Genomic DNA, 14580 nt, shown 5'->3' with positions numbered 1-14580 from the left:
CCTAGGCGAGCGCTGTATCCATCACCATCATCAGACAAAACCCGATCAGCAGCCCAAGGCTGGCAAGCTTGTCGTGACCATTGCGGCGCGACTCGGGAATGACTTCATGCGTGACCACCAGCAGCATGGCCCCAGCCGCCAGCGCCAGCCCCAACGGCAAGAGCAACTCGGCAAGGCTCACCAGCCAGGCGCACAACAGCGCAAAGACCGGTTCGACCAACCCTGATGCCGCGCCGATCAGGAACGCCTTGACCCGCGACATCCCTGCCCCGGCCAACACCAACGCAATCACCAATCCTTCCGGCACATCCTGCAAGGCAATGCCCATCGCCAGGCTGTCGGCGTCGGGCATGCCGCCACCCGCCGAGACACCGACCGCCATGCCTTCAGGAATGTTGTGGGCAATGATGGCAAACACGAACAACCAGATCCGTGGCGGAATAACCGGCCGCTCCAGCGTGCCGACGAGCATTTCCGGCGAAGCACCGGAAACCTTTCGATCCACCAGATACAGCCCGAACGCGCCAAGCATGATGCCGAAACTGATCAGCCCGCTGGCCGTCCAAGGTGTCAGTCCCAGGCTTTCAGCGGCGGCAATGCCCGGAACAATCAGCGAAAATGCCGTTGCGGCGAGCATAACCCCGGCGCCAAAGCCGAGTAGCGAATCGCTGACCGCCTGAGGCATGCGTCGAATCACCAGCACCGGCACCGCGCCCAAGGCCGTGCCCAAGGCGCAAATCGCCCCGCCTTGCAACGCGCGCAGCAGTTTCGGCTCGAGATCCAGCCACGCGAGCCCATGCGCGACCAACAAGCTCATGCCCGCCAGCAGTAACAGCGACCCAAACGCGTAACGAAACATCCGCCCACTTCCGATCGCCAGTGTTTCAGTGCCCATAGTCAGCCCAGGATTGTTTTTCTAGAAGACTTAAACCAGTGCAGCCTGATAGCGCGCAGCGACTTCGGGCCAATTGATCACGTTGTAAAACGCGTTGATGTATTCGGGACGGCGGTTTTGATACTGCAGGTAATAGGCATGCTCCCAGACATCCAACCCCAGAATCGGCGTATTGCCGTTCATCAAGGGGCTGTCCTGGTTGCCGCTGCTTTCAACGACCAGCCTCTTTTGCGGCGTCACACTCAGCCAGGCCCAGCCGCTGCCGAAACGGGTCAGCGCGGCTTTGGTGAACGCTTCCTTGAAACGGTCGAGGCCGCCCAACTGCTCCTCGATGGCCTTGGCCAATTCGCCGACCGGCTGACCGCCGCCGTTGGGCACCATGACTTCCCAGAACAGCGAATGGTTGGCATGACCGCCACCCTGATTGATCACCGCCGCGCGGAGTTTTTCCGGCAGTTGCTGAACGGCAGCCACCAGTTTTTCCACCGGCCACTCGGCAAACTCGGTGCCTTCGACGGCAGCGTTAAGGTTATTGATGTAGGTCTGGTGATGCTTGGTGTAGTGGATTTCCATGGTCTGCGCATCGATATGCGGTTCCAGGGCATCGTAGGCGTACGGCAAGACAGGCAAGCTAAAAGCCATTTCAGTGGACTCCATGGTGTAGAGGCGCAGGGGACGACGCGGCATCGATGTGCAGTAAACGATGAGTGCGCGGGTATTCGCCGTGCTCGCTGATGAAATTCAACAGTTCGACGTAGGTTTTGCTGCTCTGACGCAGCGCGGCTTCACGCAATGCCGGCGCCAGTCGCGGGTCCTGCATAGTCTTCAACAACCGTTGGTGGATGGCGCACAGGTATTCGGCGCTCTCCTCCGGCTGGTTCAGACGCAAATGCAGGTCCGCCAGGTTGTGGTGGGAAATCACGCAGGCCGCCACCGCTTCGTCGGCATCCGCCCAGCGCTCGAACAACACCTGGGCCAGGGCCAATGCTTGCAAGTAAGCCTCGCGAGCATCGACGTATTCGCCCAGCATGAAACAGCGGTTTGCTCTTTCGATCGTGCGTTTCCAGTGCTCCATGGTGAGCCTCCAAAGCGGTTGCGGTGATTACACGCCGCCTGCGGTGAGCTTTTCCGGATTGAGCAACTCTTCCAGTTGGCTGCGCGACAGGTCAGTGTGTTCCAGAGCGACATCGATCACCGGCCGGCCCTGCTGATAAGCCTTCTTGGCGATCTCCGCAGCGTTTTGGTAACCAATGATCGGGTTGAGTGCCGTGACCAGAATCGGGTTGCGCGACAGCGCTTCCTTGAGCCTGGCTTCGTTGACCTTGAAGCTGGCGATAGCCTTTTCACCCAACAAGTGGCTGGAGTTGGCCAGCAATTCAATGCTGCTCAGCAGGTTCTGGGCGATGATCGGCAGCATCACGTTCAGCTCGAAATTGCCCGACTGGCCGGCGATGGTGATCACCGTGTCATTGCCGATCACTTGGGCGGCGACCATCGCGGTGGCCTCCGGGATCACCGGATTGACCTTGCCGGGCATGATCGACGAGCCCGGCTGCAAGGCTTCAAGTTCGATTTCGCCGAGGCCGGCCAGTGGACCGGAGTTCATCCAGCGCAGGTCGTTGGCGATTTTCATCAGCGATACAGCGGTGGTTTTCAGCTGCCCGGAGACCGCAACGGCGGTGTCCTGAGAGCCGATCAGAGCGAACAAATCGGTGCCCGGCGTGAATTGCACCTGAGTCAATCTGGTCAGCTGCTGGCTGAAAAGTCTGGCGAATTCTGGATGCGCATTGATACCGGTGCCCACCGCCGTACCGCCCTGAGCCAGGGACTGCAGGCTCGGCAGCAGATCCTGCAGATGGCCGATGTTGGCCTTCAGTTGTTGCGCCCAACCGTTGAGCACCTGGCTCATGCGCACTGGCATCGCATCCATCAAGTGAGTGCGACCGGTTTTGACGTGGTGATGAACCTCTTCGGCCTTGTGCTCGATCACCTGCACCAGACGCACCAGTGCCGGCAGCAATTGTTCATGCAACGCCAGCGCAGCGCTGACGTGAATGGTGGTCGGGATGATGTCGTTGCTGCTCTGGCCGCAATTGACGTGATCATTGGGGTTCACCGGCTCGCCAAGCAGACGGCTGGCCAGGGTCGCAATCACTTCGTTGGCATTCATGTTGGAACTGGTGCCGGAACCGGTCTGGAAAATATCCACCGGGAAGTGCTGCATGAAATCGTCCTGAAGCAAGCCCAGTGATGCCTCAACGATGGCGTTGCCCTGGGATTCGCTGATCTGCCTGAGTTCGACGTTGGCTCGCGCGGCGGCGGCCTTGGCCAGGATCAGTGCGCGGATGAACTGCATCGGCATCGGCTTGCCACTGATCGGGAAATTGTTCACCGCACGCTGGGTTTGTGCGCTGTAGAGGGCGTCCAACGGGACCTGGAGTTCGCCCATGCTGTCGCGCTCAATACGAGTCTTAGGGTCTGCCATCCGTTATTTCCTATGTCGCGTTGCGTATGAAAGCGGGCCAGGCAAGGCGCAGTCCGCTGGTAATGGTTGTTCCCTTGCCAAGGACTGCAACGCAGTCTGGCCCTGCACCACAGCGGGCCCGGCGCGGCATAGGAAATAACGGATGGCAGACCCTACTCATCAGAAAATCCTTGCACCAGTTCTATGAGAGGTATCGAGGGCTGCAACTCGCAGGTCGCCAGTTGCCAGGTGTAGCTTTGCCAGCGCTTGAGGCGGCACTTGCAGAGGGAGAGGCGTTCAAGTTCGCGCAGCGGGCGCCACGCCTGGTCCAGGCAATAGGTTCGCCAGTGCCAGGGCAGCGCGACATCGGCAGCAGTGTCGAGCAGCAATCGGAAAGAGGTTTCGGCGATGGTCCAAGGGGACGTCGCGGTACAACACGCCAGATACCGGCCTTCGGCCAAGTAGTGTTCGATCAGGCGAGGCTCGTCAGGGTCCATCCCGCAACGGATCTGGCGACTCATCCAGCGCCAGCTTTCGAGGTAAGGCTGCTCGTGCAAGGCAGAACTCATGATCCGGGCTCATTCGGTAATGAGATTTATTATTAGATGATAATGATAACCAACACAAGCCCAGAGACACTCTGAGTACATTGTGGGAGCGGGCTTGCCCGCGAGGAGGCCAGTACATCCAACATACCGGGCGCCTGACACACCGCCATCGCGGGCAAGCCCACACCCACAAGGTCTGCACGACCCCAATAAAAAAGGCGCGCCACCCAATGGGTGGCGCGCCTTTTGTGTTGCCGTAAGTGTTTAGCTACCGGCGACAGTCATCCGCTCGATCAACACCGAACCCGTGCGAATGTTACTGCGCAATTCCAGGTCATTACCCACGGCGACGATCTGCTTGAACATGTCGCGCATGTTGCCGGCGATGGTGACTTCCTGGACCGCAAACTGGATTTCGCCGTTCTCGACCCAGTAACCCGCCGCGCCGCGGGAGTAATCACCCGTGACCATGTTCAGGCCCTGGCCCATGAGCTCGGTGACCAGCAAGCCACGGCCCATACGGCGGAGCAAGGCCGCTTGATCTTCATCGCCATGGGTGACGAACAGGTTGTGCACGCCGCCCGCGTTGGCCGTGCTCGGCATGCCGAGCTTGCGACCGGAATAGGTGCCGAGGATGTAGGACACCAGCTCACCTTTTTCGACGAACGGTTTGGCGTAGGTCGCCAGACCATCGCCATCGAACGCCGAACTGCCCATGGCGCGCATCAAATGCGGGGCGTTCATCGATGGTCAGCCATTCCGGGAACAGCTTCTGACCCAGCGTGCCTTCAAGGAACGACGATTTGCGATACAGGCTGCCGCCGGAAATCGCCGAGAGGAAACTGCCGAACAAGCCACCCGCCAGTTCAGCGGAGAACAGCACCGGCACTTCACAGGTCGGCACCGGACGCGCGCCCAGACGGCTCGCCGCCCTTTGCGCGGCACGCTGGCCGATGCTCGCCGGGTCGGCCAGCAAGCTGCCCTGGCGATTCACGTCGTACCAGTAATCGCGCTGCATCTGGCCATCGGCTTCGGCGATCATGACGCAGCTCAGGCTGTGACGAGTCGATGCATAACCGCCGATAAAACCGTGGCTGTTGCCGTATACGCGACAGCCCTGATGCGTGCTGAGGGTGGTGCCATCGGCATTCTTGATGCGACTGTCGGCGGCAAATGCCGCGGCCTCACAGCTCAGGGCCATCTCGATGGCTTGCTCCGGCGTGATGTCCCATTGGTGGAACAAGTCGAAATCCTGCAGATCCTTGGCCATCAGCGCGGCGTCCGCCAGGCCCGACGCTTCGTCTTCGGAGGTGTGCTTGGCAATGGCCAGCGCTGCAGCGACGGTTTCACGAATCGCTTCAGGACCGCTGGCCGACGTGCTGGCCGAACCCTTGCGCTGCCCGACGTACAACGTGATGCCAAAGCCCTGATCGCGGTTGAATTCGACGGTTTCGACCTCACGCTGGCGCACCGATGTGGACAGTCCCTGCTCCAGGGACACCGCCACTTCACAGGCACTGGCGCCCTGGCGCTTGGCTTCAGCAATGATCTGCTCGACTTGTTCCTGCAGTGCCGGCAACGCTTGTGGGCCGACGCTTTCAACTGCACTCATGCTGTTCTCCACTCAAATTCTGCTTTCGGTAAAGGCCTTCGAGCGACCGGGCCGGACAAGCGGCCCCCGACTGGTTATCATGGCGGCGTTTCTTTGCGGACGGCCACCATGGTTGATTCTTACGACGACTCCCTCGATACGGGAGAAAAAAGCAAATCCCAGGTTAAACGCGAGCTGCATGCTCTGGTTGACCTCGGCGAGCGCCTTACAACGCTCAAGCCTGACTTGCTGGCAAAACTGCCATTGACCGACGCTATGCGCCGGGCCCTGGCCGATGCGCCCAAGCACACCGCGAATATCGCGCGTAAACGGCATCTCATGTTCATCGGCAAACTGATGCGCGATCAGGACACTGACGCCATTCTGACTTTGCTCGATCAACTCGATGCCTCCACACGGCAGTACAACGAACGTTTCCATGGTCTGGAACGCTGGCGCGATCGCTTGATCGCGGGCGACGATGCAGTCCTGGAGAAGTTCGTGCTCGACTACCCGGAAGCTGATCGTCAGCAGTTGCGCTCCCTGATCCGTCAGGCCCAGCACGAACTGGCGACCAATAAGCCTCCAGCATCGAGCCGTAAAATCTTCAAGTACATCCGTGAGCTGGACGAGACTCAACGCGGCTTGCGTTAAGTCCCTTCTCGGGTGAGTCGTCACGCGGCTCACCCGACGCTCCATCCCTTACGATCCTGTGCCACCCACAGTGATCGCATCGATTTTCAGCGTTGGCTGGCCGACACCCACCGGCACCGACTGCCCATCCTTGCCACACGTCCCCACGCCGCTGTCCAGCGCCAGATCGTTTCCGACCATCGACACCTTGCTCATGGCTTCCGGCCCGTTGCCGATCAACGTCGCGCCTTTGACCGGGGCAGTAATCTTGCCGTCTTCGATCAAATACGCTTCGCTGGTAGAGAACACGAACTTGCCGCTGGTGATGTCCACCTGACCGCCGCCGAGGTTGGCGCAGTAAATCCCGCGCTTCACCGAGGCGATGATTTCTGCCGGATCACTTTCACCCGCGAGCATGTAAGTGTTGGTCATGCGCGGCATCGGCAGGTGCGCGTAGGATTCGCGACGACCGTTACCCGTGCGGGCCACGCCCATCAGGCGCGCGTTGAGCTTGTCCTGCATGTAACCTTTGAGTACGCCGTTTTCGATCAGTGTGGTGCATTCGGTCGGCGTGCCTTCGTCGTCGACACTCAGCGAACCGCGACGACCGGCCAACGTGCCATCATCGACGATGGTGCAAAGCTTGGACGCAACCATCTCGCCCATACGGCCACTGTAAGCCGAGCTGCCCTTGCGGTTGAAATCGCCTTCCAGACCATGGCCGACCGCTTCGTGCAGCAGCACGCCGGACCAGCCCGACCCCAATACAACCGGCAAGGTACCGGCCGGCGCAGGGATGGCTTCAAGGTTGACCAATGCCTGACGCAGCGCCTCACGGGCGTAGCCCATGGCACGGTCTTCGGCGAGGAAATAACGGTAATCGGTCCGACCGCCACCGCCATGACCACCGCGCTCGCGGCGACCGTTCTGCTCGACGATCACGCTGACATTGAAGCGCACCAGCGGCCGCACATCCGCCGCCAGGCTGCCGTCGGTCGAAGCGACAAGAATGCGCTCCCAGACGCCGGCCATGCTGACCGTGACTTGCTGAATACGCGGGTCGAGGGCGCGGGTGGCGACGTCGATGCGTTTGAGCAATTCGACTTTTTCGGCACGGGTCAGCACTTCCAGCGGGTTGTCCGGTCCGTATAACTGGGCGACGTCCTGAGTGGTGAAGGCCTGCACCGTGCCGTTCTGTCCGGCGCGGGAGATCGAGCGCGCCGCACGGGCCGCCGCGCCCAAGGCTTCGAGGGTGATTGCATTGCTGTAGGCAAATCCGGTTTTCTCACCCGATTGCGCCCGCACGCCAACACCCTGATCGAGGTTGAAGCTGCCTTCCTTGACGATGCCGTCTTCCAGCGCCCAGGACTCGGAAATCTGCCCCTGGAAATACAGGTCGGCGGCATCGATGCCCGGGCCGGCCAGATCGCCGAGCACACCTTGCAGACTCTCGATGGTGACGCCGCCGGGCGCCAGGAGGTGTTCACTGACTGAGGACAACAACTCGCTCATATGCTTTACGCCTTAAATTCATCGTTCTGAGGCAGGTCGCCGGGCGCCCTGCGAGAAAAAGCGCCGGTGACTCGACACCGGCATCCGCGCCCTGATGGACGCCTGTTCGCTGCTATCGCGTTCGGCCAGCAGCACGGCCTCGCCTTGATCCTGTTGCGCCAGCACCCGACCCCATGGGTCGACAATTGCAGCATGGCCATACGTTTCTCGCGGTCCCGGATGCGTGCCACCCTGGGCAGCCGCGAGCACATAACACTGGGTCTCGATGGCCCGCGCGCGAATCAGTACATCCCAATGCGCCGCGCCAGTCACCGCAGTAAAGGCCGACGGCGCGGTAATCAACTCCGCACCGGCAGCGCGCAATTCGCTGTACAGCTCGGGGAAGCGCAGGTCGTAGCACACGGTCAGGCCGACGCGACCGACGGGCGTGTCCGCGACCACCACGCCACTGCCATAAGCATAGTCGTCGGACTCCCGATAACGCCCGCGATTGTCCGCCACGTCCACATCGAACAAATGGAGCTTGTCGTAGCGTGCCACCGTCTCGCCCTGATCATTGACCAGCAGTGAGCAGGCATGCACTTTCGCCGTCGGCTGATCCACCGGCGGCAACGGCAATGTGCCGGCCACTATCCATAACTTGAGGTCGCGGGCGGTCTGTTTCAACCATGGCAGGATCGGACCGTCGCCCAATGCCTCGGCGCGACCGATGTCGGCGATGTCATGACGGCCCATGGCGGCAAAGTTTTCCGGCAGCACGGCCAGTACCGCGCCAGCGGCTGCCGCCTGCTCAAGCAGGCGCCGGGCCTGGGCCAGATTGGCCAGCACGTCGCTCTGGCTGACCATTTGAATTACCGCTACAGACATGGCGCGCTCCTGAATAGACAGGCGTCCATGCTACTCCATAGGCTTGGCGTGTGGGTTCTGAAAAAGCGCGTCAAAAAGGTTTGTCGAAGGTGATTTTCGGCTCTTTCCACGGGCCTTTGACGGTGTACTTCACGCTGGCGAAACGCGCCACGCGGTCGCCGATAAGCTTGTCGATCAGGAACAGCGCCCCGCCGATAGCCGGTGCGCCGACGATCAGCGCGGCAATCGGCAGGTTGTTGGTGACCGGCAAGGTCACCAGCAGTTTCGCATCGACCTGATCACCCACCAGATCCAGCGTGCCATTGAGCTCGATATTACTCGACGGGCCGGTCAACAGAATCGGCTCACGGGTCACGTAAACGCCGTTGGTCCCGACCAGCAGGCCCTTGACCCGGTCGTAACTCAAGCCTTTGCCAAACAGATCGGAAAAATCCAGCCGCAAGCGTCGGCCGATGGAGTTGAAGTTGAGCAGGCCAAACACCCGCAACGCCTGAGCACCACCCTCGACTTCAACGAACTGGCCTCTATTCAGCGACGCATCCAGCGTCCCGGAGAAACGCTTGGTCGCCAGCCAGGCCGGCGAACCGGGCCAGCGGCCGTCGACATCCATATGAAACTCTTCGCTGGTGACACTGGGCGCAAAGCCCCAGCCTTTCAAAACGTCAGCCAGATTCTTGCCGCTGATTCGACCTTTGTACCAACTGGTGGAGGAGCCGGGCACACCTTCCCAGCCGCCGCTGCCCTGCAAGAGAATGCCCTTGAGGCCCAGATCCAGCGTATTGAGCGCGATGCCCTTGGCGGTCGGGCGCACTTTCAGCGACCAGCCCCCGACCAAATCCTGCCCCTGGAACAGTTGATTGATGGTGATATCCAGTGCCGGGATCTTTGTCGGGTCCACGGTCACCAACGGATCCGGCGAGTTTTCATCGGCCAGTACAGTCGGATCCGGCGCCGGCAAACGCACGTATTGCAGATTGATCGCAATCGGAGCGGCTTTCGCATCGGGGATAACGGCGGTGCCCTTGACCTGCTGGCTGTCGAGCTGCAAGGCCCACGCGGTCGGCTTGCGGTTCAACTGCACCGAGGCCTGATCCAGCGTGGTACCGATGCCGCTGAGCTTGCCAACCTTGAAATCCGCGCTGCTGAGCAACTGCTTGGCGCTGCCGCCCGGATCCTGGCCGGCATACTTGTCGACCAGATCCTTCCACGGGCCGACATCCAGTTCCGACAGCACCCCGCGCACCCGCAGACCTTTGGCGCCGGGTAACACGGCTTCGCCGCCGCCGAGGAACAGTTCGCCGCGACCGTCGGCAAAATTGCCCGGCGGTGCTGCAAACGTGAAGCTCGCCAACTCGCCGTATTTGACCCAGTAACGCCGCTCCTGCCCCTGCAGGGTCATGCGGAACGTCGTGTCGCGCCCGACGTCGGCCGTCATGCCGAACGGCGCCGGCAAGTCCACGGCCACGCCTTTGAGGCTGGAATTGACCATCAACTGGCTGTCTGCGCCGTCCAGGTTCAGTTGCAGTTGATACGGGATCAGGCCGGACACCGGCAACGGCTGCGTGACGCTCAGCCAATCGGTCAGCTTCTTGACCTCGACCTGGCCTGAAGCGGTGACGCGTGTCTTGATGTTGCCCGGCCTGCCGTCGGCGAAAATCTGGGCGCTGACCGGTTTGTCAAACGCTCGCGCCGTGATGTTCTGGCCGCTCAAACCTTTGTCGCTGTCGAACCGGAAATCGCCCTTGAGCTGAGTCAGCTCCAGCGGTGGCTCGGCCAACTTCAAACGTGCCTTGGCCGTCTTGAAGTCGACGAGAATTTTCGGTTGCTCGCCTTTGACCAGTGGAATATCCAGTTTCAATTTGCCTTGCAGATCGCCCTCGCCTTCCCATCCAGCGAAGGTCGCTGCGGTGCCGATCGGCGCTTCCTGCAGAATTTTCACGCCATCGCCCAACCCGCCGGCGAACGCGCCGTCGAGGAACAGATGGGTGGTTTGCCCGGCAGGCACGTGGGGAATATTGACGTAGATGTCGCTGACCTGCGTGTTGAGCAACTGGCCTTGGCTGGCCAGAATCCGCACACCGCTGTCTTCGATGAACACGTCGCCCGAGACCTTGCTCACAGACGGCCAGCCTGGCTGGAACGCCAGCTCGGCATCGTGCACCTTGAAGAACAGGCTGATGCTGCGGGCGGTGTCGGCGGCGCCATGATTCAGCGAGCCCTGATACTGGAAGAAGCCCTCGTCCACCGCTCCCTTGAGAATCGCTGTACGCAACCATTCATCCAGCGCCGGGCTGAGCACTTGCGGCAGGTACTTGGCGGTGTATTTGCCATCGCCCTCCACCAGACCGACCCGCAGGTCCATGTAATCTTCCTGGGTGTGATCGAAGTGCAGACGGATCAGGAAATCGCCGGCAATCTTGCCCTCCTCGCCCAGCACCTTCAGGTACGGCGCGATCAGCGTGAAACCTTCTTTGTCGAGCTTCCAGGTCAGCCGGGCGTTGGCCTGAATGTATTGCCATGGCTTGGCGAAAATAGGGTCCAGATGCAGGGAAAAATCCTTGCTGTCCATGCGCAACTCGCCATGGCCGAGGTCACCACTGATGCTGCCACTGACATTTCTCGCCGCCGGCGCGCCGTGATAGGCGTCAAAACCCACCCGATCGAGGTTGGCGGCGAAGCTGATCTTACTGTCGTCGGTGGCGTTGGGCCGGAAGTCCATCAGCACGTTGCGTAAACCACCGGTCACCTTGAGCCGCTCGACGGCGGTGGCAACACCTTCGGGCAATGGCCCCAGGGCATTCAGGAGCGGGGTCAGCGGGGTGAGGTCGAGACGGTCGGCTTGCAGATGCCAGAGTTCTTCGGCCTTGTCAGTCGCCAGGCTCTGTTTGAGTTGCAGGTGCGATTCCCAGCGCGTTTCGCCAAAGTTCATCGCCAGGGAGTCCAGGGTCACCAGGATGCCTTCGGTGCCGCGCTGGAAGAAGCCGTTCAGCGCCAGATTGTTGATCTGGATCGGCTTGCGCTCGGCGTAAGCGCCCTTGAGCTGAGGCGCGTTCAAACGGATCGCGCCGCTTTGCAGAGCGCCTTTATCCCAGTTGACCCAGAGTTCGCCGCCGGCCTTGAACTCGGAGAAGTTCCACTGCCGGGTCACGCGTTCGGGCAGCCATTTCGACCAGTCGCTTTGCGGCAGGCTCAGGTACGCATCCGCTGCGCCGTCCTGCCACTGGCTGGCGCGAATGCGGGTGCGCACACTCATAGCGACCGGCTGCCCGTCGGGCAGGGTCAGCCGCGCATCGAGGCGCTGCCGGGAAACGCCGGTTTTCAGATTCAGGCCAACGTACGTCAAGGTCAGCGGCGGGTGATCCAGTGGCTGCAAGGTCACCTGGCTGTCGAGCACCGACAACTGCTGGACCATCTGCATGCGATTGAGCAGTTGTTCCGGATCCAGCGGCTGATCCTGCTGCACCGGCAAGCCTTCCAGCGCCCAACGACCGTCCTCGCCTTCCTTGAGGCTGATCTTCAGACCGTTGAGTTCCAGATGAGCGATGCGCACTTCGCGGGCCAGCAGGCTGGCCCAGAGGTCCGGTACCGCGCGCACCTGATCCAGGCGCAGGGCATTGGCGCCCTCGCCGACCATCACGTCGTGAGCCAGCATAATCGGCGCGAAGCCGCTCCAGTTACCTTCCAGCTCACCGATGTGCAGCGGCATGCCCAAGGCAGCGCCGGCTTTGGTTTCGACTTCGGCCCGGTACTCGGCCACCAGCGGTGTCAGCTCGCGACCGAGACTGACGTAAAGTGCCATCAGCACCAAAGCCAACGCGCACAGGCCCAGACCCCAGCGGGTCAGTGCGGCCAAAATGCGTGTCAGACGGTCCATGTCAGTTGGCTCCCATGGCAAAAGTACTGCAAAAAGCTGAGGCCAGCTGTTCTAGTCGGGTGCAAATACAGCGATTCAGAGCAGCACCACGTCGTATTGTTCCTGGGAATACATGGTTTCCACCTGGAACCGAATGGTGCGTCCGATAAAACCTTCGAGTTCGGCGACGTTGCCCGATTCTTCATCGAGCAAACGGTCGACGACTTTCTGGTTCGCCAATACACGATAGCCTTCCGCTTGATAGGCGCGAGCCTCACGGAGGATTTCGCGGAAAATTTCGTAGCAGACCGTTTCCGGCGTCTTGAGCTTGCCGCGCCCCTGGCAACTGCTGCACGGTTCGCACAGCACCTGTTCGAGACTTTCGCGGGTGCGCTTGCGGGTCATCTGCACCAGGCCCAACTCGGTGATGCCGATGATGTTGGTCTTGGCGTGGTCGCGCTCCAGTTGTTTCTCCAGGGTGCGCAGCACCTGGCGCTGGTGCTCTTCGTCTTCCATGTCGATGAAGTCGATGATGATGATCCCGCCCAGGTTGCGCAGGCGCAGCTGGCGAGCGATGGCGGTCGCGGCTTCGAGGTTGGTCTTGAAGATGGTTTCTTCGAGATTGCGATGACCGACGAACGCCCCGGTATTGACATCGATGGTGCTCATGGCTTCCGCCGGGTCCACCACCAGGTAACCGCCAGACTTCAGCGGCACTTTGCGCTCAAGGGCTTTCTGGATTTCGTCTTCGACGCCGTACAGGTCGAAGATCGGCCGCTCGCCCGGATAATGCTCCAGGCGATCCGCGATTTCCGGCATCAGTTCGGCAACGAACTGCGTGGTTTTCTGGAAGGTTTCCCGGGAGTCGATGCGGATCTTCTCGATTTTCGGGCTGACCAGGTCGCGCAAGGTGCGCAGTGCCAGGCCGAGGTCTTCGTAGATGACACTCGGCGCGCCGATGGTTTTGATCTGCTCGTTGATCTGATCCCAGAGCCGGCGCAGGTAACGGATGTCCATGAGGATTTCATCGGCCCCGGCGCCTTCGGCGGCGGTACGCAGGATAAAACCACCCGCTTCCTTGATGCCTTCTTTGGCCACGCAATCGGTAACCACTTGCTTGAGACGCTCGCGCTCGGCTTCGTCTTCGATCTTCAGCGAAATGCCGACATGCGCAGTACGCGGCATGTACACCAGGTAACGCGAAGGAATTGAAAGTTGTGTGGTCAGGCGCGCACCTTTGGAACCGATCGGGTCCTTGGTGACTTGCACTACCAGGCTTTGGCCTTCATGGACCAGCGCGCTGATGCTTTCGACCGCCGGGCCTTCGCGCAGGGAAATTTCCGAGGCATGAATGAACGCGGCGCGGTCCAGACCGATGTCGACGAACGCCGCCTGCATGCCGGGCAACACCCGCACGACTTTGCCTTTATAGATGTTTCCGACGATCCCGCGCTTTTGCGTACGCTCGACGTGGACCTCTTGCAGGACACCGTTTTCAACCACCGCCACGCGCGATTCCATCGGCGTGATGTTGATCAGGATCTCTTCACTCATGGCAGGGTCTCGTTCAGGCATGTTCACGATAATGGCCGCATCTTGTCAGTACGACGCTCAGCGCGCGTTAAGGGTTTGCCAACAGGGTATGCCGAAATGGCCAAGCAGCTCAGCGGTTTCGCACAGCGGCAGTCCGACCACCGCCGAGTAGCTGCCATCGAGACCGGCGACAAACACCGCGCCCAGTCCTTGAATGCCATAGCCGCCGGCCTTGTCCTGCGGTTCACCGCTGGCCCAGTAGGCCGCCGCTTCATCGCGGCCGATGGGGCGAAAACGCACCAGGCTGCGTACAACACGCGATTCGCAACGCTCACCGTCAAGCACGGCAATGGCGGTCAGCACTTCATGCTCTTGCCCTGCCAACATCATAAGCATGGCGCACGCGTCGGCTTCGTCCACCGGTTTGCCAAGAATTTTCCCGTTGAGCACCACGGCGGTATCGGCGCCCAGCACGCAGAATGCTGCGTCGGACACGACCGTGCCGCGTCCGGCTTCAGCCTTGCCGCGCGCGAGGCGCTCGACATAGGCCGACGGCGATTCATGATTCAAAGGGGTTTCGTCGATGTCCGCGCTGATGGCGGAGAACGGCACGCCGATCTGCGTGAGCAGTTCACGCCGACGCGGAGAGCCGGAGGCGAGATAAAGCGGTTTCATCAAGACATC

General features: G+C 61.0%; 11 protein-coding genes and 1 pseudogene. 1 reads left to right on the top strand and 11 read right to left on the bottom strand.

Features of this window, described 5'->3' with window-relative positions; translation table 11 throughout:
• Position 1: 1 nt before the first annotated feature.
• From Q7W83_RS04240 to pmbA, 6 genes and pseudogenes are all read right to left on the bottom strand, one after another.
• Positions 2-895 carry a ZIP family metal transporter gene (locus Q7W83_RS04240; RefSeq protein WP_150633251.1) on the bottom strand — a complete coding sequence of 298 codons (894 nt, stop codon included), beginning with the start codon at positions 893-895 and terminating at the stop codon, positions 2-4.
• 30 nt (positions 896-925) lie between these two features.
• Positions 926-1537, bottom strand: coding sequence for a superoxide dismutase (locus Q7W83_RS04235; protein ID WP_150633250.1), 612 nt, complete (start codon positions 1535-1537; stop codon positions 926-928).
• 1 nt (position 1538) lies between these two features.
• Positions 1539-1970, bottom strand: a complete 432-nt coding sequence (locus Q7W83_RS04230) for a hypothetical protein (RefSeq protein WP_150633249.1) — start codon at positions 1968-1970, stop codon at positions 1539-1541.
• A gap of 27 nt (positions 1971-1997) precedes the next feature.
• A complete protein-coding gene (locus Q7W83_RS04225) occupies positions 1998-3380 on the bottom strand; it encodes a class II fumarate hydratase (protein WP_150633248.1) in 1383 nt (460 codons plus the stop codon).
• 152 nt (positions 3381-3532) lie between these two features.
• Complete coding sequence (locus tag Q7W83_RS04220; RefSeq protein WP_150633247.1) at positions 3533-3928, bottom strand: FagA protein; 396 nt, start codon at positions 3926-3928, stop codon at positions 3533-3535.
• Positions 3929-4171: 243 nt separating this feature from the next.
• Positions 4172-5519, bottom strand: a pseudogene (pmbA, locus tag Q7W83_RS04215) (metalloprotease PmbA).
• A 108-nt stretch (positions 5520-5627) separates the two neighbouring features.
• Between pmbA and yjgA the strand changes: the two are divergent.
• A complete protein-coding gene (gene yjgA, locus Q7W83_RS04210) occupies positions 5628-6152 on the top strand; it encodes a ribosome biogenesis factor YjgA (RefSeq protein ID WP_007901505.1) in 525 nt (174 codons plus the stop codon).
• Between the two features lie 48 nt (positions 6153-6200).
• On the opposite strand, the gene tldD is transcribed toward yjgA, so the two are convergent.
• The 5 genes from tldD to Q7W83_RS04185 all read right to left on the bottom strand — a co-directional run bounded on the left by tldD (position 6201) and on the right by Q7W83_RS04185 (position 14571).
• A complete protein-coding gene (gene tldD, locus Q7W83_RS04205; protein WP_150633245.1) occupies positions 6201-7643 on the bottom strand; it encodes a metalloprotease TldD in 1443 nt (480 codons plus the stop codon).
• Positions 7644-7661: 18 nt separating this feature from the next.
• On the bottom strand, positions 7662-8510 hold the full coding sequence (locus tag Q7W83_RS04200) for a carbon-nitrogen hydrolase family protein (protein WP_150633244.1): 849 nt from the start codon (positions 8508-8510) through the stop codon (positions 7662-7664).
• A gap of 70 nt (positions 8511-8580) precedes the next feature.
• On the bottom strand, positions 8581-12384 hold the full coding sequence (locus Q7W83_RS04195) for a YhdP family protein (protein WP_473655711.1): 3804 nt from the start codon (positions 12382-12384) through the stop codon (positions 8581-8583).
• Between the two features lie 75 nt (positions 12385-12459).
• A complete protein-coding gene (gene rng / locus Q7W83_RS04190) occupies positions 12460-13917 on the bottom strand; it encodes a ribonuclease G (RefSeq protein WP_010463355.1) in 1458 nt (485 codons plus the stop codon).
• A gap of 57 nt (positions 13918-13974) precedes the next feature.
• The gene (locus tag Q7W83_RS04185) at positions 13975-14571 is read right to left on the bottom strand and encodes a Maf family protein (protein WP_150633242.1); all 597 of its coding nucleotides are present in this window, start codon (positions 14569-14571) and stop codon (positions 13975-13977) included.
• Between the last annotated feature and the right edge of the window lie 9 nt (positions 14572-14580).

It is taken from the genome of Pseudomonas sp. 300, assembly GCF_055803035.1.
This window is presented reverse-complemented; position numbering and strand designations above follow the sequence as displayed.